Origin of the sequence: Polaribacter sp. AHE13PA (assembly GCF_019278505.1) — a bacterium.
Classification (GTDB): Bacteria; Bacteroidota; Bacteroidia; order Flavobacteriales; family Flavobacteriaceae; genus Polaribacter.
Genome location: NZ_CP058985.1, coordinates 1,456,891 through 1,473,979, shown reverse-complemented (window position 1 = coordinate 1,473,979; position 17,089 = coordinate 1,456,891). Strand labels below are relative to the sequence as shown.

Sequence of the window (17,089 nt, the reverse complement as noted above, 5' to 3'; positions counted from 1 at the left end):
CAATATTTTTTTATTATGAATAAAGGTACCGTAAAATTTTTCAATGAATCTAAAGGATTTGGATTTATCACTGAAGAAGGATCAAACAAAGAACATTTTGTACATGTTTCAGGATTAATCGATGAAATTCGTGAAAACGATGAGGTTGAATTCGACTTACAAGATGGAAAAAAAGGATTAAACGCAGTAAACGTAAGAGTATTATAATATATATTTATTACTAGTTAATTTTTTAACTAAAAGCCTATCAATTTATTGATAGGCTTTTTTTATGCTGTAATAATTCAGAATAAATAAACTATCATAAAAAATTACTCTGTTATTCAAATTTTGGCATTACATTTGTTATTATATAAATGTTGTTAGTAATTAAATTGACAACAAATAATTTTTATTATGAATAAAGGAATCGTAAAATTTTTCAATGAATCTAAAGGATTTGGATTTATCACTGAAGAAGGATCAAACAAAGAACATTTTGTACATGTATCAGGATTAATCGATGAAATTCGTGAAAACGATGAAGTTGAATTCGACTTACAAGATGGAAAAAAAGGATTAAACGCAGTAAACGTAAGAGTATTATAATATATATTTATTACTAGTTAATTTTTTATCTAAAAGCCTATCAATATTGATAGGCTTTTTTTATTTTAGTATTTTAAAACTGTATTTATGATAGATGGAAGACAAAGAAAAAATGTTAAGATTGGCTTATTTGTAGAAATTGTACAGAAACCACATCAACGAAGTGGAGAATTAACAGAAGGTGTTATAGCAAAAATTCTAACTAAATCTCAAAACCATCCATATGGTATTAAAGTTCAGTTAGAATCTGGGTTGGTAGGTAGAATTAAAAATATTATTGAATAATAACTATTTTAGTTAATAGGTATTTTAATTTCGTATACCTTTCTACTTTTATTGTTTAGTTTATTTTCTCTTAACCAAGGGTTATGAATTTTAAACTCTTTATAATTCATTCCGAATTTTTTGGCAAAATGCGTAATGTTAGATATTGCTGTATCAACTTTTATAGTTCTTGTTTTTGCTAAGGTATATAAGTCTTCATTTTCAAAGACAAAACCATATTTTTTGGGATTGCTTATTACTTCTTTTAAAGCAATAATTCTTAATACATATCTTTCGGTTTCATCTGGCAATTTAGCATCGTAATAATTAGTTACTTCTTGCTCATCTAACCTTTTGCTAACGCCATAGTTTCCTGCATTATATGCAGCGGCAGCTAAAGTCCAAGAATTAAAACGTTTTTGAGATTTTTTTAAATACTCAGCAGCTACTTTTGTCGATTTTTCAATATCGTAACGCTCGTCTACATTGCTATTAATCTCTAATCCGTATTCTTTACCTGTTGCCTTCATAAAATGCCACATACCTGCTGCACCTACGTTAGACGTTTCGTCTATAAAAGCACTTTCTGCCAAGGCTAAAAATTTAAAATCGTCTGGTAAACCATATTTTTTAAGCAATGGTTCTAAAATAGGAAAGTACTTATTAGCTCTCTTTATCAATAATAATCCATTAGATTGCCAATAGGTATTAACTAACAGTTCTCTCTCCATTCTTTCTTTAACATCAGGAATTTCTAAAGGAACCCTTTCACCTGCAAGATTTAAATTATTAGGTAGTTTTAACGCTTTTATTTTATATGTTGCATGCGTACTTGTTTGCGGGTCTGTTTCATTTTTATTTATGCCATTATAAAATAAAAAAGCAATTATTAAAATGCTAAGTAGTGAAAGAAAACGGAGTGATTTATTCATGAGATTGCAATTTTTTGTGATTTAAAAATAAGGATGACCTGTATTTTAACTAGTTAAAGTATCGTTAATAATTTTAGTTAATTTTTTGGCTTTAGTGATAATCATAATATGGCTACCACCTTCTATTTGTATACAATTTTTTATGTTTTTTATAGGAAATACATGATCACTTGTGCCGTGAATATGAGTAATGTTTTGGTCTTTTTCTGTTTGTACCCATCTAATAATGGTGCCAATAGACCAGTTTAAATACAATTCGCTTCTAACAGAAAGATACTTTTTATATATATCTGCTCTCTTCTTTAACGATTTTCCTAAAAAATATTGCGCATAATCTTCAAAATTTGAAACAACTTTTGTAGGAAAGAATTTGTAAGCTTTTGTAAATTTCACAAATTCAAATCTCTTTGGCAATTCTTTATGGTGTTTTACGCTAGATATAATAATAACTTTTTTAACATCTAGATATTTACTCATTTCTTGTACCATAATTCCGCCAAAAGAAACACCTACTAAAACAGGGTTTTCTTCTTTTACTTCTTCGCTCATTCTCATTGCATAATTAGCAATAGACTCTTCTTGTGCTATGGGTGTTATCCACTCTAAATAATGAACGTCATATTTATCTTTTGATAATTCTAAGTTTTCAAAAATTTCTGGTCCAGCTGCTAAACCAGGTACCAAGTATATTGGAATCTTTTTCATATCTATTTATTTTAATGTAGCAATTACATTTTAAATTGTAACGCTATTGTTTTCAAAATTAAACCTAACCAGACCATCTTCATCAATTTCAGTAAGTGTAATAGTATGTAACGTATTTACTAATTCTGGGTTCCAAGGTGTTTTAACTTTAACATAATTTTCTGTAAAACCGTTTATATACCCCTCTTTATTTTCATTTTCAAATAAAACGGTTAGCGTATTTCCTAACTGACTTTCATAAAAAGCACGTCTTTTTTTAGCGGATAAACCACGTAACATTTTACTGCGTTTTGCACGTACTTTTTTAGGAACGACACCTTCTAGATGTACTGCTTCTGTATTAGGTCTTTCAGAGTAGGTAAAAACATGTAAGTAAGAAATATCCATCTCGTTTAAATAGTTGTACGTTTCTAAAAACAGTTCATCTGTTTCACCAGGAAAACCAACTATAACGTCTACACCAATACAAGCGTTAGGCATTACTTCTTTAATTCTTGTTACTCTGTTTGTATATGTATTGGTTAAATACCTACGCTTCATTTTCTTAAGTAGCGCATCGCTACCAGATTGCAAAGGAATATGAAAATGAGGTACAAAAGAGTCCGATTTAGATACAAACTCAATCGTTTCATCTCTTAGTAAATTAGGCTCTATAGACGAAATTCTTAAACGGTGTATTCCCTCTACTTTATCTAATTCTTTTACAAGTTCTAAGAACGTATGTTCGTGCTTTTTGTTACCAAATTCACCTTTACCGTAATCACCAATATTAACACCTGTTAAAACAATTTCTTTAATTCCTTTTGATGATATTTCTTTGGCGTTTTCTATTACATTTTCTAAAGTATCGCTTCTAGAAATTCCACGTGCTAGTGGTATTGTACAATAGGTACATTTATAATCGCAACCATCTTGTACTTTTAAAAACGCACGTGTTCTATCTCCAATAGAATAAGAACCTACGTAAAAATCTGCATCAGAAATTTCACAAGAGTGAACTTCACCAACATTATTTTTAGTTAAATCGTTTATATAACTGGTAACATTAAACTTTTCTGTAGCTCCTAAAACTAAGTCTACACCATCTACAGCAGCTAATTCTTCTGGTTTTAATTGCGCATAGCAACCAACTGCTATTAAAAAAGCGTCATCATTTTTCTTTAAAGCATTTTTTACAATGGTTTTAAAGCGTTTATCAGCATTATCTGTAACAGAACAGGTATTTATAACATACACGTCTGCTTTTTCTTCAAAATCGACACGATTAAAACCTTCACTCACAAAATTACGAGCAATAGTAGACGTTTCTGAAAAATTTAATTTGCATCCTAAAGTGTAAAAGGCAACTTTTTTATCTGCATTCATTCTAATAAGGTTGTTTAACAAAAAACAAAACTTTAAAAAAGGATTTATTTCTTAAAGTTCAAAATTGTATATTTACAAATACTGTATAAAACAGTTTAGAAGCGCAAAAGTACGATATTATTGATGATTTTTGAAACGGAAAGGTTAATTATTAGGAGACTAAATGTAGAAGATTTAGATGCATTTCATAAACTAGAAAGTAATGCAAATGTTTTAAAATATGCTATAGGAAACCCAAAGAGCTATATTGAAAATGAAATTGAGTTAAAAGCTTTAATTTTAAAATATAATATCCCTAAAAATGACTTTTGGGTTTACGCTATTATCAGGAAAACGGACAATCAATTTATAGGAACAGTGGCCTTGGTTAAAGACAATCTAGACGATGAAATTGGATATCGCTTTTTAGAAGAATTTTGGAATTTAGGTTTTGGTTCTGAGGTTTGCTTCGGATTAGTTTCTTATTGTAAGCAAATTAAAATTAAATACATTATTGCTTATGTGGTAGATGAAAATAAAGCATCTGCAATCATTTTAGAAAAAAACAATTTTATGATTGTTGATGAATTTATAAATGATGAAAATCAACCAGAAACAAAATACGTATTAAAATTATAGGGGTTATAAGTAGTTTTTAATACGGCTTCCTTTTAGTTATGAATAAAATTGAAAAAACAACTGTTTGTATTATTGGTGCAGGACCTTCTGGAGCTGCCACTTCTATACAGTTATCAAAGTTAAAAATACCACATTATATTATTGATAAATCTACTTTTCCTAGGGATAAAACTTGTGGGGACGGTTTAATTCTATATGCTTTTAAAGCTATGAAGTTTTTGGGAGATGATTTATTTGCTAGTTTTTTAAAACACCCAAAGTTTATACATAGTAAAAAAATTAGTTTGCATTTAAATAATACCTCAAAGATTGTATTTAAAGAAAGTGATGATAGAAGTATGATTATTTCGTATGCTAAACGTATCGATTTTGATCAATTTTTGGTAAGTTATTTATCAGATGTTTATGCCAATCAACAATTTGGAAGTGGGGTTAAAGAAATTAGAGAAGTACCAGAAGGTGTTTTTATTAAATTAAAAAATGGTAAAGAAATAGTATCACAATTTGTAGTGGGGGCAGATGGAGCTAAATCTATTGTTGCTAGTAAATTAGCGAAGACAAAAGTTGATAAAAAATTAGCATCAACTTTTGTAAGTGCATATTATAAAGGAGTAAAAGATTTGCCAACAGGAAACGCAGCAGAAGTAAGAATGGTTTATAAAAAAATGCTCTTATTTTTTTATGTTTTTCCTTTATCTGATGGACAAGTAAATATTAGTTTGGGGGGACGTTCAGATCATATAAAAAAGTATGGTGTTAATTTAGTTGATGAAATTCAGAATATTATTAAAAACCATAAAAAAGTTAAAAATAAATTTAAGAATGCTACTAAAGTTAATAATTGGAGAGGTTGGTCAATTCCATTTCATTTTGGTAATCATAAAACTTCTGGTGATCGATTTTTATTAGTGGGAGATGCCGCTGGTTTAGCAAATGCTTTTTACAAAGAAGGAATCGGTACAGGAATGATGTCTGGCATTATTGCTGCAAAAAATATTGACAGATGTTTAAAAAATGATGATTTTTCTGAATCTTCATTAAAAAAATATGATGAGGATTTAAAAAAAGAATTCGGGAAACTTTTGAAATTTAGCTATTTTGCTTTGAAAGTTGCACGATTTAAGTACTTCTTTTTAGCAATGACTGGTTTGTTGCATAAAAAGATTGAAAGTAAAGCGCATAAGATTATAGAGAAAAGAAGCTATTAATAATTTTACCAATTAATTTTTGCCATAACAGGAAAATGGTCTGAGTATTTTTCTGAATAGGTTGTAAACTTGTTGCTAATTGCCTCTTGGTCGGTTAAAATGAAATCTATTCTCATAGGAAACCAGTAATCATAGGTTTTACCAAAACCTTTACCAGATTCTATATAAGTATCCTTTTTATCTTTTGCTATTTGGTTATATACCCATGAGTAACTTGTATTGTTAAAGTCTCCACAAACAATTTTTTTCCCTTTCCACTGTTTCTCATGCGCTAAAAATTGAATAGTTTGTTCTGCTTGTTCTTTAAAAGAATTAGAAACCCTCTCTATTAATTTTTCTGAATTTTCTTCTCCAAAATTTTCTTCATTTGGCTTTATTCTTAAAGATTCTAAATGGATATTATAAATTCTGATGGTATCCTTTTTCTTTAATATATCAGCAAAAATAATATTATTGCCAGCACTATTTAAATCTAAAGATCCAGCATTAATAATCTTATGTTTAGAGTATATCGCCATTCCGTATTTTTTACTATTCGGACGAAGTTTTACGTATTTGTATGGAAAAGAGAAGTTATTTTTATTTGACTTATAGTACTCTTGTATGCTAATAATGTCTGGGTCTTTTTCAGTGATAAATTCGTAGCCATCTTGTACTATTGAGTCCTTTTTTTTATGAAAAAGATCGAAGCTTTTTACATTATAACTCATTACTTTTAAATCGCTGTTTAAAGAAGAGTTGTTCCCTGAAATTTTAAAAAAAGGAGATGAGAAAAAGACACCAATAATAAAAACAGAAACAGATAATAAAAATTGTTTTTTTAACTTAATTAACCAGTAAATAGCAAAAAGCAGGTTAATTATCATTAAGAAAGGTACAAAAAGGCTTATAATTGCAACAAATGGTATGGTAACGGGAGATATAAAATGTAGTACATATGATAACAATAGAAGGGTTGCTAATATTGAGTTTACAAAATATAAAACCTTATCTATGGGGGACAAATTTTTCATACTATTACCTTCCTTGTTTAAATAAGAATTCTTTTTCTTCTTTTGTTAAAGTATCATAACCAGACTTGCTAATTTTATCTAAAATAGCATCTATTTGTTGTTGGTTTATGGAAGTGCCTTTATTTGTTTTTACTGTTTTTTTTGGAGATTTATAAACAGTTTTTAAAGGTTTCTTTTTTGTTGAAAATAGGGCTGCTATTTTATCGAAAATAAGTATTTCTTTATTGGCAGCTCTTTGTACATATAAAAAACCAAATAAAGCGCCTCCTAAATGGGCAAAATGTCCACCGGCATTTCCTCCAGAGAGTGCTAGTATATCTAAACCTACCCAAATAGCGCCCAAGTACCATAGTTTAACAAAACCAATAAAACGTATTTTTAATTGATAGTTGGGTATATATGTGGTAATCCCTATAAATATGGCTGAAATTCCTGCAGAAGCTCCTACTAATATAGAAGATTGATCTTGAAATAAAGGAAAGTAGTTATGGCTTAAAATAAACAATGCACCACCAAAAAAAGTACCTAATAGGTAGAAGGTTAATAGTTGTTTTTGTGTAAAATACTCGATGAATAAGTTTCCTACAAAGTATAAAGTTATTAGATTTAAAAGAATGTGTAGAAAGTCGGCATGTAAAAAACCATAAGTAATAATAGTCCAAGGTTTGGTTAGTAATGATGTAAAATTATCATCCAAAGAAAACCATGAAACTACCCAATTAATTTCACCTTTATATAAATCTTGAAAAACAGATGTTAACAAGGTGAATACAAAGATAGCAAGGTTTATGTAGATTAATTTTTCTACAATATTTCCGCTTTTATAACGGTTTTTTATGTCGTCTATAAAACTCATTAATATGTTTTAAATTCATTCTTTTTCCAATACCAAGCAATTATAAAACCTATTAAAGCCCCTCCAACGTGTGCAAAATGAGCTATGTTTCCAATAGAGTATTTAGTCATTCCAAAGAATAAATCTCCCAAAATCATTACCGGTATAAAGTACTTTGCAGCAATAGGAACAGGGAAAAATATCAATGCTAATTTTGCATCTTTAAAATAAAGACCAAAAGCTACTAAAACACCATATACAGCTCCAGAGGCTCCAACTGCAGGAGTATTGTATAAAGAGGTTATTTGATTAAATTGATCTTGCGTAATGGCGCCTATAATGCGAGCATCATTGGTGCTACCAGATTTTAATATAGATAAAACTTCAGAATTATTTAAACCTGCATTTATAAAAAGTTCATAGATGCCGTTAAATTGATAATAATTGACTAATGTGTAAATTACTCCGGCTCCAATTCCTGCGGAAAAATAGAAAAAGATAAATTTCTTTTTTCCCCATATTTGTTCCAAGGGAGTACCAAAAGCCCATAAACCGTACATATTAAACAATATATGACTAAAACCACCATGCATAAACATGTGTGTTACGTACTGCCAAATTCCGAAATGTTCATTTTCAGGAAAATGTAAAGCCAAGATATTTGTAAAATCTAATTTTAAAAGTTGTGGTGCAACAAATAAAATTACATTTATAATAATTATATGTTTTATGGCATCTGTAAGTTTCGTGTTCATTTTTAACTGTTAAATAGATTGTCTATTTCGTTTAATGTTAATGTTTTAAAAATTGGTTTTCCAAAAGGAGAAATGGTCGGTTCCTTACAAGAAAATAAATCATTTACCAATCCTTCTTGTTCTCGTTCAGAAAGTTGTGTACCTGTTTTAATAGACAATGTTTTTGAAAATGATTTTGCCATTACATCAAAATGACTAAAACTAGCATCTGGTACTTCTAAATCGATATCACTTAATAACTCTTCTAAGATAATTGTTATTTTACTCTCTGTAACCGAAACAGGTATTCCTTTTATAGTAACACTGTCTTTTGTAAATTCATCAAAAGAAAAACCAGCATTTTCTAATTCAGTTTTTATAGTATAAATCATTTCTATTTCTGCCGATGTGTAAGAAATTTTAACGGGAAACAATAATTGCTGACTGTTAGCTTCTTTTACAGTAATACTTTCTAAGAAGTCTTCATATAAAATACGTTGATGCGCTAAAGATTGATTGATTAAAACTACACCAGATTTTATAGAACTCAGTAAATATTTTCGTTGAATTTGAAATGTTTTTTGTGTTTTTATTTCTTGTTGATTGTCAAATAATTCCGATTGTATCTCTTCTTCTGTATCTGCAATAGTAGGAGTATATAGAGATTCCCAACTTTCTGTTTTTGGTTCGCTTTTAAACGGCGTATGAATTTCTTTATTTGCTTCTTCCTTAAATGGATTAAAATCTGGATCTACGGATATTTTTGGTGTAGATGTAGATTTTGGTTTTGAATTAAAATGATACGGTGTATCTAAATTAGCATCTCTATTAAAATCTAAAACAGGTGCTACATTGTATTGGCCCAAACTGTGTTTTACAGTAGCTCTTAACATGGCATACAATGCTTTTTCATTATCAAACTTTATCTCTGTTTTAGTTGGATGAATGTTAATGTCAATAGTATTTGCAGGTACTGTTAGGTATAAAAAATAGGAGGGATGTGATCCCTGTTCCAACAAACCATCAAAAGCATTTACCACTGCATGATTTAAGTATGAACTTTTTATAAAACGATCGTTTACAAAAAAGAATTGTTCTCCTCTTTTTCTTTTAGAAAATTCTGGTTTCGCAACAAAACCTTCTATACCTACTATATCAGTATATTCGTTTATAGGAACTAACTTTTCATTCATTTTAGTACCAAAAACACTCACAATTCGTTTTCTTAAATTACTGCTTTTTAAATGATAAACTTCATTATCATTATGATGCATTAAAAAAGCAATATTTGGATGCGCTAAAGCTACTCTTTGAAATTCATCTATAATATGACGCGTTTCTACAGTATCCGATTTTAAAAAATTTCTTCTTGCCGGAATATTGTAAAACAAGTTTTTTACAGCAATACTGGTTCCTTTACTAGTAGAAATAAAATCTTGTGATACAATTTTACTTCCTTCAATTTTTATGCAAGTACCTAGCTCTTCGTCGTCTTGTTTTGTTTTTAATTCTACATGCGCAATGGCGGCAATAGATGCTAAAGCTTCTCCTCTAAAACCTTTGGTGTTCAGGTTAAATAAATCTTCTGCCTTTTGGATTTTAGAAGTTGCATGACGCTCAAAACTCATTCTAGCGTCTGTGGTACTCATTCCTTTTCCGTTATCAATTACTTGAATTAACGTTTTTCCAGCGTCTTTTAATAAAAGTTTTATATTGTTTGAACCAGCATCAATGGCGTTTTCTAGCAACTCTTTTACAACAGAAGCAGGGCGTTGAACGACTTCTCCTGCAGCAATTTGGTTAGCAACATGATCTGGTAATAATTGAATAATATCCGACATTAATTTTTATTGAAAAATGGATAAATCGAAATCTATGATGTACAAAAAGATAAGTACTAAAATTGCGATAATATAAAAAAGTGTTTTGTTTACGCTTCTGTCTGAATTTTTTAAATCATCAAAAGCATCACTAAATTTACCTTTAATTCCTTTATTTTTACCAGTGGTTGTTCTAAACTGATCTAATTTGTGTTCTATTTTAAAAGGGCTACCTTCTCCTTTGTAAAAACGAGGTTGGTAATCAAATTTTTTATTAGTACGTTTTAAAAATCCCATAGTTTTAGTATTATTGGTTTATAAATTCTAGAATAAATCAAGGATTATACCAACTTTATAAGTGTTTCAAATTTACAGAATTAAAAGGAATTCTTCAAACAAAGATGTTAAAAGAGTTCTTAATTTTTCTTGCAAACTTTTTTAAAAACTGTGTAGAGAGAACTTTAGGGAAAATAAAAGAATACCTACAAGGTTAGAGAAACCTTGTAGGGAAATGGTTATTATTAATAACCAATACTTTCTGAAGTGGCATCAATATTTTTAAGTGCAGCCATTTTAATTGCTGCAACAGCACATTCTGTTCCTTTGTTACCTAATTTACCTCCAGATCTGTCTAAAGATTGCTGTTTTGTGTTATCTGTTAAAACACAAAATATAACAGGAACATCGTATTTTACATTTAAATCTACAATACCTTGGGTAACGCCTTCACAAACAAAATCGAAATGTTTAGTTTCTCCTTGTATTACGTTTCCAATGGCAATAATTGCATCAAGTTGTTGCGTTGCAATCATTTTCTTGCAACCATAAACTAATTCAAAACTTCCAGGAACATCCCAAGAAATAATGTTTTCTTTAGTTGCACCGCAATCTAATAAAGTTTCAATTGCACCTTTTTGTAAATTCCCTGTAATTTCAGGATTCCATTCTGAAACAACAATCCCAAATCGAAAAGATTTCGCATTTGGGATTGTTGTTTTATCGTAAACTGATAAATTGGTTGTAGCCATATTTTTAGTGTTCAGTCTGCAGTTATCAGTTTTTAGTTAGTTATTTACTGCCAACTGTACTGTTTTACTGCGAACTATTTTAGTTAGCGTATTTAGCTGCTGCTATATATTTTTCTATATCTCTACCTTGGTCAGATTTAGAATAGTTTTCTTTAATTTTTGTAAATAATGTTTCTGCTTTACCAAAATCTTTTAATTCCATAGCAATTTGACCTGCTTTAAATAAGTATAATGGAGTTGTAAAATCATTACTTTTTTTGTTTGCAGCTTTTTCATAGTAGCTTAAAGCATCTTCAGATTGGTTAATGTCTGCAAAAGCATCACCAATAGCACCAATAGAAACTGGACCTAATAACTCATCATCAGAATCAAATTTACTTAAGTGCTCAATTGCTTTGTCGTATTTCTTCATTTGTAAATAAGAAACACCTGCATAATAGTTTGCTAAGTTTCCTGCATCTGTTCCGCTAAAAGAATCTGCAATGTCTAAGAAACCATAATTACCATCTGCACCTTCTAATCCTAAAGTTAATAAAGAATCTACTCCAGAACCTGCAATTGACGCTTCGTTAAAATATTTTCTAGGAAAAGCTAACTCGTTAGAAGCTTTTGTTTCGTTTGGCTCCACTACATATTTAGTGTAACCCATGTAAGCTAAAAACAATACTACTACTGCTATTAAAGATAAAAATAATGGTTTGTTGTTTTTCTCAATCCATTGCTCAGATTTAGACGCTGTTTCGTCTAAAGTATTTAATACTCCAGCTGTTTCAAATTCAGATTCATCAATTTGATTTTCTACTTGTTTACTTTCTGCCTTGTATTTTTTCTTGTATGTAGCCATTGTTTCCTTAAAAATTAGTGGCGACAAAAATAGTTTTTTTAATTGGATTTTAAAAGCGGATAATTCGCTAAATTTTCAATAATTTGCAAAACGTTTTCATTATCAAAATTTATCCATGTATTTACAGAAAATTTCTTTACTTAATTTTAAAAATATTGAGTCGCAAACTTTTGATTTTCAGAAGAAAATAAATTGTTTTGTGGGTAATAATGGTATTGGAAAAACGAATGTTCTAGATGCTATTTATTACCTGTCTTTTACAAAAAGTTACTTTAATTCTGTCGCTTTGCAGAATATTAGACATGGAGAAGGTTTTTTTATGATAGAAGGAGACTATCTTTTAAACGATAGAAATGAGAAAATTGTTTGTAGCTTAAAAAAAGGTCAAAAAAAGGTTTTAAAACGAAATGGTAAAAGTTACGAGAAGTTTTCTGAGCACATTGGGCAGTTACCATTGGTTATTATTTCTCCTGCAGATAGAGATTTGGTTACCGAAGGGAGTGATACAAGAAGAAAGTTTATAGATGGCGTAATTTCTCAACAAAACAAAACTTACTTAAAAGATTTATTGTCTTATAATAAGGTGCTGAGTCAAAGAAACGCATTGTTAAAATATTTTGCAGCAAATAGAACTTTTGATGCTTTAAATTTAAGTGTCTATGACGACCAACTTTCTGAGTTTGGAGCGCGTATTTACGAAGTTAGAAAAAGTTTTTTAGAAGGTTTTATTCCGATTTTTAATGAGAAATATCAAATAATTTCTGGTGATAAAGAACGTGTTAATTTGTTGTATAAAAGTCAGTTGCATGACTTTTCTATGGAGCATTTATTAGAAAAGTCCTTAACAAAAGATAAAATTATACAGTATACAACTTCAGGCATACATAAAGATGATTTAAGTTTTGATATTGGCGATTATCCTATTAAAAAATTTGGTTCTCAAGGACAGCAAAAATCATATTTAATCGCTTTAAAATTGGCTCAGTTTGAGTTTATTAAGCAACAGTCTAAAGTAACTCCTATTTTATTGTTAGATGATATTTTTGATAAATTAGATGAAAATAGAGTGTCTCAAATTATAGACTTGGTAAATAACGATGAATTCGGACAGATATTTATTACAGATACGCATTTTGAAAGAACAGAGAATATATTAAAGCAAGGGAGTAAAGAATATCAGATTTTTAAATTGTAATATTAGTTTTAAAGTTTCAAAAAATCCAATAATCTATTATATAATGGCAAAAAGAGAAAATGATTCCTTTTCTATTGAAGATTTAATGAAAAGTTTTATCAAGGAAAACAACTTGAGTAAAGGAATGCAAAAAATTAAAATAGAAGAAACTTGGAATAAAATGATGGGACCTGGTGTTGCCAATCATACCACTTCTGTTAAGCTGCAAAATAAAACATTGGTTATTCAGTTAACGTCTTCTGTTTTGCGTGAAGAATTAAGTTATGGTAAAGATAAGATTGTAAAAATGATGAATGAAGAAATTGGCGATGATGTAATTTCTAAATTATTGTTGGTATGATAAAAAAAAGAGAGTATGAATAAATTTATAATTTGTCTTTTTATATTATTATGCCCACTGTTGGGGTTTTCTCAAAGAGCTAAACTTTATAAAGATTTACCCGCTAAATCTTATTATGAGAATGGAAATTTAAGAGTTGCAAGGAATTTTAAGTCTGGAAAACTTTTAGGTTATAAAACTTTTTATAAAAGCGGTGATTTAAGGTCTAACTACGTATTTAACTCTAAAGGTTATCATGATAGTATTGCTAACTTTTACTATCCAAATGGTAATGTTAAAACAGTTTGGAAGTATAAAAAGGATAAAGTGAAAAGTCGTGTTGATTATACTTTGGAAGGAGCGGTTGTTAAAGGGAAGAAAAGTTATAAAAAAATAAGAATATGTAATGGTTTTTTACCTTATGGTAAAGATAATTTAATGTGGGCTTTTAGAAGATCTAAATTAAATTCGGACTTGGTTTTTACGATGAAGCTTTAGAAGATTTTAACTTTATTCTTTCTAAACTAAGTCCAAATGAAATAAGATTATCTTCTCAAAGAAGTATATATCATAGTTTGGCTATTGTTTATAGCGCTATTGAAGATTATGAAAAAGCATTGATGTATAATTTTAAAGCTTTAGCTATTGAAGGTGACAATCAAGCTGTTTTAAATAATTTAGGTTGGTTGCTGTTAAAAGCTAAAGATTATGACTTGGCATTAGAGTATTTAAATAAATGCCACGATATTAATCCGAATAATTATTATGCTTTTTTTAATAAAGCGAAACTTTATTTGGAAACTGGAGATTATACAAAAGCTGTAGGTTTTATAGAAAAAACGATAGCGGATAAAAGAAGTCATAAGTTATCAGAAAAAGATATTTCAGTAGAAAAAACTATTTGGGCAACAAGAGGAGAGATATATTATAAATTAGGTAGGTTTGAAGAGGCTATTAAAGATTTACAAAAATCCCTAGAAGAAAACACGGTTAATTCTTATGCTTATAAATGTTTAGCTTTAATTTATATAGAAAATAATCAATTAGATAAAGCTTGTAATGCTTTAGCTAAAGCAAAAGAATACAAGTATGATAAAACTTACAATACCAATGAGGTAGAAGAGTTGCAAAACAAGTACTGTTTATAAGAATAATGTTAAAACATAAAAAAACTCACAACTTTCGTTGTGAGTTTTTTTATGAAATATAGTTTTCAAGAATTTTATAAATTCTTAAAATTGGTCTCTTCCAGAAAAGTGAAAGTTTCCTTCAATTTCTGCATTTTCATCAGAATCAGAACCATGTACAGCATTTTCTCCCATAGAAGTTGCGTATAATTTTCTGATTGTACCTTCTGCAGCATCAGCAGGATTTGTAGCACCAATTAAGGTTCTAAAATCTTCTACAGCATTATCTTTTTCTAAGATTGCAGCTACAATTGGTCCACGTGTCATGAACTCTACTAATTCACCAAAAAACGGACGCTCATTATGCACAGCATAAAAAGTTTCAGCATCTGCTTGTGTCATTTGAGTTTTCTTTAAAGCTACAATTCTAAATCCAGCAGCGTTAATTTTGTCTAAAATTGCTCCAGTATGTCCGTTTTCTACAGCATCTGGTTTAAGCATTGTAAATGTTCTATTTGTTGCCATTCTATTTTTTATATTTTTGCAAAAGTACATTATTTAATGTTAACTGCAAGTTAAGGGTCAACTTGTGTGAATTCTTGTTGTAACTTATTGTTTTACCCCGCATTTCCATAGCGATTTCTTTTTTCTAAAAATTGAATTTTAAAAGTCTAAAACTAAGTTCTGAAGCTGCATTTTGTAAGCTATGTTTGTCAGTTTTTTCAGTGAAATAATTGTAGAGATTTATAAGTCTGCTAGAAGTAAAAATCATTGGTGTTCTTGTAGTAAGTTCCTTTAGTGAATGACTAATATTCTAAATAAAAACAACTAAAAGGTAGATTCTAATTGTTAAATTTTAAGACTAAATGGGTTTATTTTAACAGAAATGTAAAAGAAAATATGTTTTGAACAATGTTATTAAATTGTATCTTCGCATCTTATGATTTTAAAAGGATTGGAAGAGTTAAAAAGCTTTCTTGATACATCGAGAAATATTGTAATTGTAGGGCATAGAAATCCAGATGGAGATGCTATGGGGTCTACATTAGCTTTAAAACATTATTTAGATAAAAAAGGACACAATGCAACTGTTGTTGTGCCTAATGAATATCCAGAATTTTTACATTGGTTACCAGGTTCAGAAACTACCTATCGTTTCGATTGGCAAAATAATCAATCTCAAAAAGCCATAAAAGCTTCAGATCTTATTTTTCTTTTAGATTTTAATACGTTGCACAGAGTAGGTACTGATATGCAAAAAACGTTAGAAAAATATCCCAACGATTTTGCGATGATAGACCATCATCAACAACCAGATGATGTAAAATATATGTATTCTGATGTTACTATTTGCTCTACAAGTCAAATGGTATATCAATTTATAGAAATGAATGCCGATTTAGATTTAATTGATGCAGATATTGCTACTTGTTTATATACAGGTATTATGACAGATACTGGATCTTTTCGTTTTAGATCTACCACAAGTACTACGCACAGAATTATTGCCGCTTTAATAGATAAAGGTGCAAAAAATGATAAAATACATAATAATGTATATGATGCCAATTCTTATAATAGATTGTTGTTATTAGGACAAGCATTAAGTAATTTACAAATTTTACCAACGTACAATACCGCTTATATTACGTTGTCTTCGGAAGAAAAAAAGAGATTCGATTTTCAAAAAGGAGATACAGAAGGTGTTGTAAATTATGCACTTTCTTTGAAAGGAATTATTTTTGCTGCAATTTTTATAGAAGATAGTGAGCAAGGCATGGTAAAAATATCTTTCCGTTCTAAAGGAACTTTTTCTGTAAATCAATTCTCAAGGAATCATTTTTCTGGAGGCGGACATGACAATGCAGCAGGAGGAAGGTCTGACATTTCCATGGCAGAGACAGTGACCAAATTTGTTAGTTTATTACCACAATATCAAAATGAATTAAAAGCTTCTTATGAAAATTAAAATTTTAGTTCTAACATCAATCTTATGTATAGGCTGCTTTAAAGTAGAGCCTAGAAAACCGATTAATCCTAAGGCCTCTACAACGGTGTTAAAGGAAACTATTATGGAGTCTATAAAGTTAAATGCTATAGAAGAAGCTAAGATTTTAGACGTAATTAAAAAAGATTCAGTAAATACATATCAAGTTTCTCCTAATGGATTTTGGTATGCCTACATCAACAAAATAGAAGAAAACGCTCTAACTCCAAAAGAAGGAGATGTTACTGTGATATCGTATAATGTTGCTGATTTACAGGGAGATATAATTTATAGTAAGGACGAATTAGGGGTGAAAAATTACAGAGTAGATAAAGAAGATTTTATTTCTGCACTTCAAGTAGGAATAAAGTTGATGAAAGTTGGAGAAACCATTACATTTGTGATTCCGTCTTATAGTGCTTATGGCGTTTCTGGAGATGGAAATAAAATAGGAATTAATCAATCAATTAAGAGTACAGTAACATTAATCAATATAAATAATTAAAA

At 29.3% G+C, this 17,089-nt stretch carries 22 protein-coding genes; 11 read left to right on the top strand and 11 right to left on the bottom strand.

The features are described from left to right. The first annotated feature begins 15 nt into the window (after positions 1-15). The 3 genes from H0I28_RS06430 to H0I28_RS06420 all read left to right on the top strand — a co-directional run bounded on the left by H0I28_RS06430 (position 16) and on the right by H0I28_RS06420 (position 873). Complete coding sequence (locus H0I28_RS06430; protein WP_018943662.1) at positions 16-207, top strand: cold-shock protein; 192 nt, start codon at positions 16-18, stop codon at positions 205-207. Positions 208-396: 189 nt separating this feature from the next. Next, positions 397-588, top strand: a complete 192-nt coding sequence (locus H0I28_RS06425) for a cold-shock protein (protein ID WP_218730726.1) — start codon at positions 397-399, stop codon at positions 586-588. 87 nt (positions 589-675) lie between these two features. Then, entirely contained in the window at positions 676-873 is a 198-nt protein-coding gene (locus tag H0I28_RS06420; RefSeq protein WP_284041439.1) for a YwbE family protein, read from the top strand. Positions 874-881: 8 nt separating this feature from the next. Here the strand turns inward: H0I28_RS06420 and H0I28_RS06415 are convergent, their stop codons facing one another. The 3 genes from H0I28_RS06415 to mtaB are packed head-to-tail and all read right to left on the bottom strand — an operon-like array spanning position 882 to position 3,854. Further along, a complete protein-coding gene (locus tag H0I28_RS06415; protein ID WP_218753598.1) occupies positions 882-1,784 on the bottom strand; it encodes a lytic transglycosylase domain-containing protein in 903 nt (300 codons plus the stop codon). A 45-nt stretch (positions 1,785-1,829) separates the two neighbouring features. After that, positions 1,830-2,489, bottom strand: a complete 660-nt coding sequence (locus tag H0I28_RS06410) for an alpha/beta hydrolase (RefSeq protein ID WP_218730724.1) — start codon at positions 2,487-2,489, stop codon at positions 1,830-1,832. Between the two features lie 30 nt (positions 2,490-2,519). Then, on the bottom strand, positions 2,520-3,854 hold the full coding sequence (mtaB, locus tag H0I28_RS06405) for a tRNA (N(6)-L-threonylcarbamoyladenosine(37)-C(2))-methylthiotransferase MtaB (protein ID WP_218730723.1): 1,335 nt from the start codon (positions 3,852-3,854) through the stop codon (positions 2,520-2,522). Positions 3,855-3,977: 123 nt separating this feature from the next. Between mtaB and H0I28_RS06400 the strand changes: the two genes are divergently transcribed. Beyond that, complete coding sequence (locus tag H0I28_RS06400; protein WP_218761037.1) at positions 3,978-4,472, top strand: GNAT family N-acetyltransferase; 495 nt, start codon at positions 3,978-3,980, stop codon at positions 4,470-4,472. Between the two features lie 38 nt (positions 4,473-4,510). Further along, positions 4,511-5,680, top strand: a complete 1,170-nt coding sequence (locus H0I28_RS06395; protein WP_218761035.1) for an NAD(P)/FAD-dependent oxidoreductase — start codon at positions 4,511-4,513, stop codon at positions 5,678-5,680. A gap of 5 nt (positions 5,681-5,685) precedes the next feature. Here the strand turns inward: H0I28_RS06395 and H0I28_RS06390 are convergent, their stop codons facing one another. The 7 genes from H0I28_RS06390 to H0I28_RS06360 form a co-directional block, all read right to left on the bottom strand. After that, complete coding sequence (locus tag H0I28_RS06390) at positions 5,686-6,693, bottom strand: endonuclease/exonuclease/phosphatase family protein (protein WP_218730720.1); 1,008 nt, start codon at positions 6,691-6,693, stop codon at positions 5,686-5,688. 4 nt (positions 6,694-6,697) lie between these two features. Next, positions 6,698-7,549, bottom strand: coding sequence for a rhomboid family intramembrane serine protease (locus H0I28_RS06385; RefSeq protein ID WP_218761034.1), 852 nt, complete (start codon positions 7,547-7,549; stop codon positions 6,698-6,700). After that, positions 7,549-8,283, bottom strand: coding sequence for a rhomboid family intramembrane serine protease (locus H0I28_RS06380; RefSeq protein ID WP_165733389.1), 735 nt, complete (start codon positions 8,281-8,283; stop codon positions 7,549-7,551). The genes H0I28_RS06385 and H0I28_RS06380 overlap by 1 nt, the downstream gene beginning before the upstream one ends. Before the next feature lie 2 nt (positions 8,284-8,285). Next, positions 8,286-10,103: a DNA mismatch repair endonuclease MutL gene (gene mutL, locus H0I28_RS06375; protein WP_218730718.1), complete on the bottom strand. Its 1,818-nt coding sequence runs from the start codon at positions 10,101-10,103 to the stop codon at positions 8,286-8,288. A gap of 6 nt (positions 10,104-10,109) precedes the next feature. Continuing rightward, complete coding sequence (locus H0I28_RS06370) at positions 10,110-10,379, bottom strand: riboflavin synthase subunit beta (RefSeq protein ID WP_165733387.1); 270 nt, start codon at positions 10,377-10,379, stop codon at positions 10,110-10,112. 224 nt (positions 10,380-10,603) lie between these two features. After that, positions 10,604-11,110 carry a 6,7-dimethyl-8-ribityllumazine synthase gene (ribH, locus tag H0I28_RS06365; protein WP_218730717.1) on the bottom strand — a complete coding sequence of 169 codons (507 nt, stop codon included), beginning with the start codon at positions 11,108-11,110 and terminating at the stop codon, positions 10,604-10,606. Between the two features lie 79 nt (positions 11,111-11,189). Next, positions 11,190-11,981 carry a tol-pal system YbgF family protein gene (locus H0I28_RS06360; RefSeq protein ID WP_254712656.1) on the bottom strand — a complete coding sequence of 264 codons (792 nt, stop codon included), beginning with the start codon at positions 11,979-11,981 and terminating at the stop codon, positions 11,190-11,192. A gap of 88 nt (positions 11,982-12,069) precedes the next feature. Here H0I28_RS06360 and H0I28_RS06355 point away from each other — a divergent pair, with 88 nt between their 5' ends. From H0I28_RS06355 to H0I28_RS06340, 4 genes are all read left to right on the top strand, one after another. Further along, positions 12,070-13,149 carry a DNA replication/repair protein RecF gene (locus H0I28_RS06355; protein ID WP_218761033.1) on the top strand — a complete coding sequence of 360 codons (1,080 nt, stop codon included), beginning with the start codon at positions 12,070-12,072 and terminating at the stop codon, positions 13,147-13,149. Positions 13,150-13,192: 43 nt separating this feature from the next. Further along, entirely contained in the window at positions 13,193-13,489 is a 297-nt protein-coding gene (locus H0I28_RS06350) for a DUF721 domain-containing protein (RefSeq protein ID WP_165733384.1), read from the top strand. A 15-nt stretch (positions 13,490-13,504) separates the two neighbouring features. Next, complete coding sequence (locus H0I28_RS06345; RefSeq protein ID WP_218761032.1) at positions 13,505-13,966, top strand: hypothetical protein; 462 nt, start codon at positions 13,505-13,507, stop codon at positions 13,964-13,966. 77 nt (positions 13,967-14,043) lie between these two features. Next, entirely contained in the window at positions 14,044-14,616 is a 573-nt protein-coding gene (locus H0I28_RS06340; protein ID WP_218761031.1) for a tetratricopeptide repeat protein, read from the top strand. A gap of 84 nt (positions 14,617-14,700) precedes the next feature. On the opposite strand, the gene H0I28_RS06335 is transcribed toward H0I28_RS06340, so the two are convergent. Further along, on the bottom strand, positions 14,701-15,120 hold the full coding sequence (locus H0I28_RS06335; protein ID WP_218730714.1) for a nucleoside-diphosphate kinase: 420 nt from the start codon (positions 15,118-15,120) through the stop codon (positions 14,701-14,703). A 415-nt stretch (positions 15,121-15,535) separates the two neighbouring features. On the opposite strand from H0I28_RS06335, the gene H0I28_RS06330 reads away from it, so the two are divergent. Together H0I28_RS06330 and gldI are read left to right on the top strand one after the other, a co-directional pair. Beyond that, positions 15,536-16,564, top strand: a complete 1,029-nt coding sequence (locus H0I28_RS06330; protein WP_218730713.1) for a bifunctional oligoribonuclease/PAP phosphatase NrnA — start codon at positions 15,536-15,538, stop codon at positions 16,562-16,564. Next, positions 16,554-17,087 (top strand): gliding motility-associated peptidyl-prolyl isomerase GldI, encoded by a 534-nt coding sequence (gene gldI / locus H0I28_RS06325; protein ID WP_218761030.1) that lies wholly within the window; start codon positions 16,554-16,556, stop codon positions 17,085-17,087. Before H0I28_RS06330 ends, gldI begins: the two co-directional genes overlap by 11 nt. Positions 17,088-17,089: the final 2 nt, after the last annotated feature.

Excerpts from the sequence above, each read along its gene's own strand:
- H0I28_RS06430 (WP_018943662.1), top strand. The coding sequence starts at position 16 with ATGAATAAAGGTACCGTAAAATTTTTCAATGAATCTAAAGGATTTGGA.
- H0I28_RS06425 (WP_218730726.1), top strand. The coding sequence starts at position 397 with ATGAATAAAGGAATCGTAAAATTTTTCAATGAATCTAAAGGATTTGGA.
- H0I28_RS06420 (WP_284041439.1), top strand. The coding sequence starts at position 676 with ATGATAGATGGAAGACAAAGAAAAAATGTTAAGATTGGCTTATTTGTA.
- H0I28_RS06415 (WP_218753598.1), bottom strand. The coding sequence starts at position 1,784 with ATGAATAAATCACTCCGTTTTCTTTCACTACTTAGCATTTTAATAATT.
- H0I28_RS06410 (WP_218730724.1), bottom strand. The coding sequence starts at position 2,489 with ATGAAAAAGATTCCAATATACTTGGTACCTGGTTTAGCAGCTGGACCA.
- mtaB (WP_218730723.1), bottom strand. The coding sequence starts at position 3,854 with ATGAATGCAGATAAAAAAGTTGCCTTTTACACTTTAGGATGCAAATTA.
- H0I28_RS06400 (WP_218761037.1), top strand. The coding sequence starts at position 3,978 with ATGATTTTTGAAACGGAAAGGTTAATTATTAGGAGACTAAATGTAGAA.
- H0I28_RS06395 (WP_218761035.1), top strand. The coding sequence starts at position 4,511 with ATGAATAAAATTGAAAAAACAACTGTTTGTATTATTGGTGCAGGACCT.
- H0I28_RS06390 (WP_218730720.1), bottom strand. The coding sequence starts at position 6,693 with ATGAAAAATTTGTCCCCCATAGATAAGGTTTTATATTTTGTAAACTCA.
- H0I28_RS06385 (WP_218761034.1), bottom strand. The coding sequence starts at position 7,549 with ATGAGTTTTATAGACGACATAAAAAACCGTTATAAAAGCGGAAATATT.
- H0I28_RS06380 (WP_165733389.1), bottom strand. The coding sequence starts at position 8,283 with ATGAACACGAAACTTACAGATGCCATAAAACATATAATTATTATAAAT.
- mutL (WP_218730718.1), bottom strand. The coding sequence starts at position 10,103 with ATGTCGGATATTATTCAATTATTACCAGATCATGTTGCTAACCAAATT.
- H0I28_RS06370 (WP_165733387.1), bottom strand. The coding sequence starts at position 10,379 with ATGGGATTTTTAAAACGTACTAATAAAAAATTTGATTACCAACCTCGT.
- ribH (WP_218730717.1), bottom strand. The coding sequence starts at position 11,110 with ATGGCTACAACCAATTTATCAGTTTACGATAAAACAACAATCCCAAAT.
- H0I28_RS06355 (WP_218761033.1), top strand. The coding sequence starts at position 12,070 with ATGTATTTACAGAAAATTTCTTTACTTAATTTTAAAAATATTGAGTCG.
- H0I28_RS06350 (WP_165733384.1), top strand. The coding sequence starts at position 13,193 with ATGGCAAAAAGAGAAAATGATTCCTTTTCTATTGAAGATTTAATGAAA.
- H0I28_RS06345 (WP_218761032.1), top strand. The coding sequence starts at position 13,505 with ATGAATAAATTTATAATTTGTCTTTTTATATTATTATGCCCACTGTTG.
- H0I28_RS06335 (WP_218730714.1), bottom strand. The coding sequence starts at position 15,120 with ATGGCAACAAATAGAACATTTACAATGCTTAAACCAGATGCTGTAGAA.
- H0I28_RS06330 (WP_218730713.1), top strand. The coding sequence starts at position 15,536 with ATGATTTTAAAAGGATTGGAAGAGTTAAAAAGCTTTCTTGATACATCG.
- gldI (WP_218761030.1), top strand. The coding sequence starts at position 16,554 with ATGAAAATTAAAATTTTAGTTCTAACATCAATCTTATGTATAGGCTGC.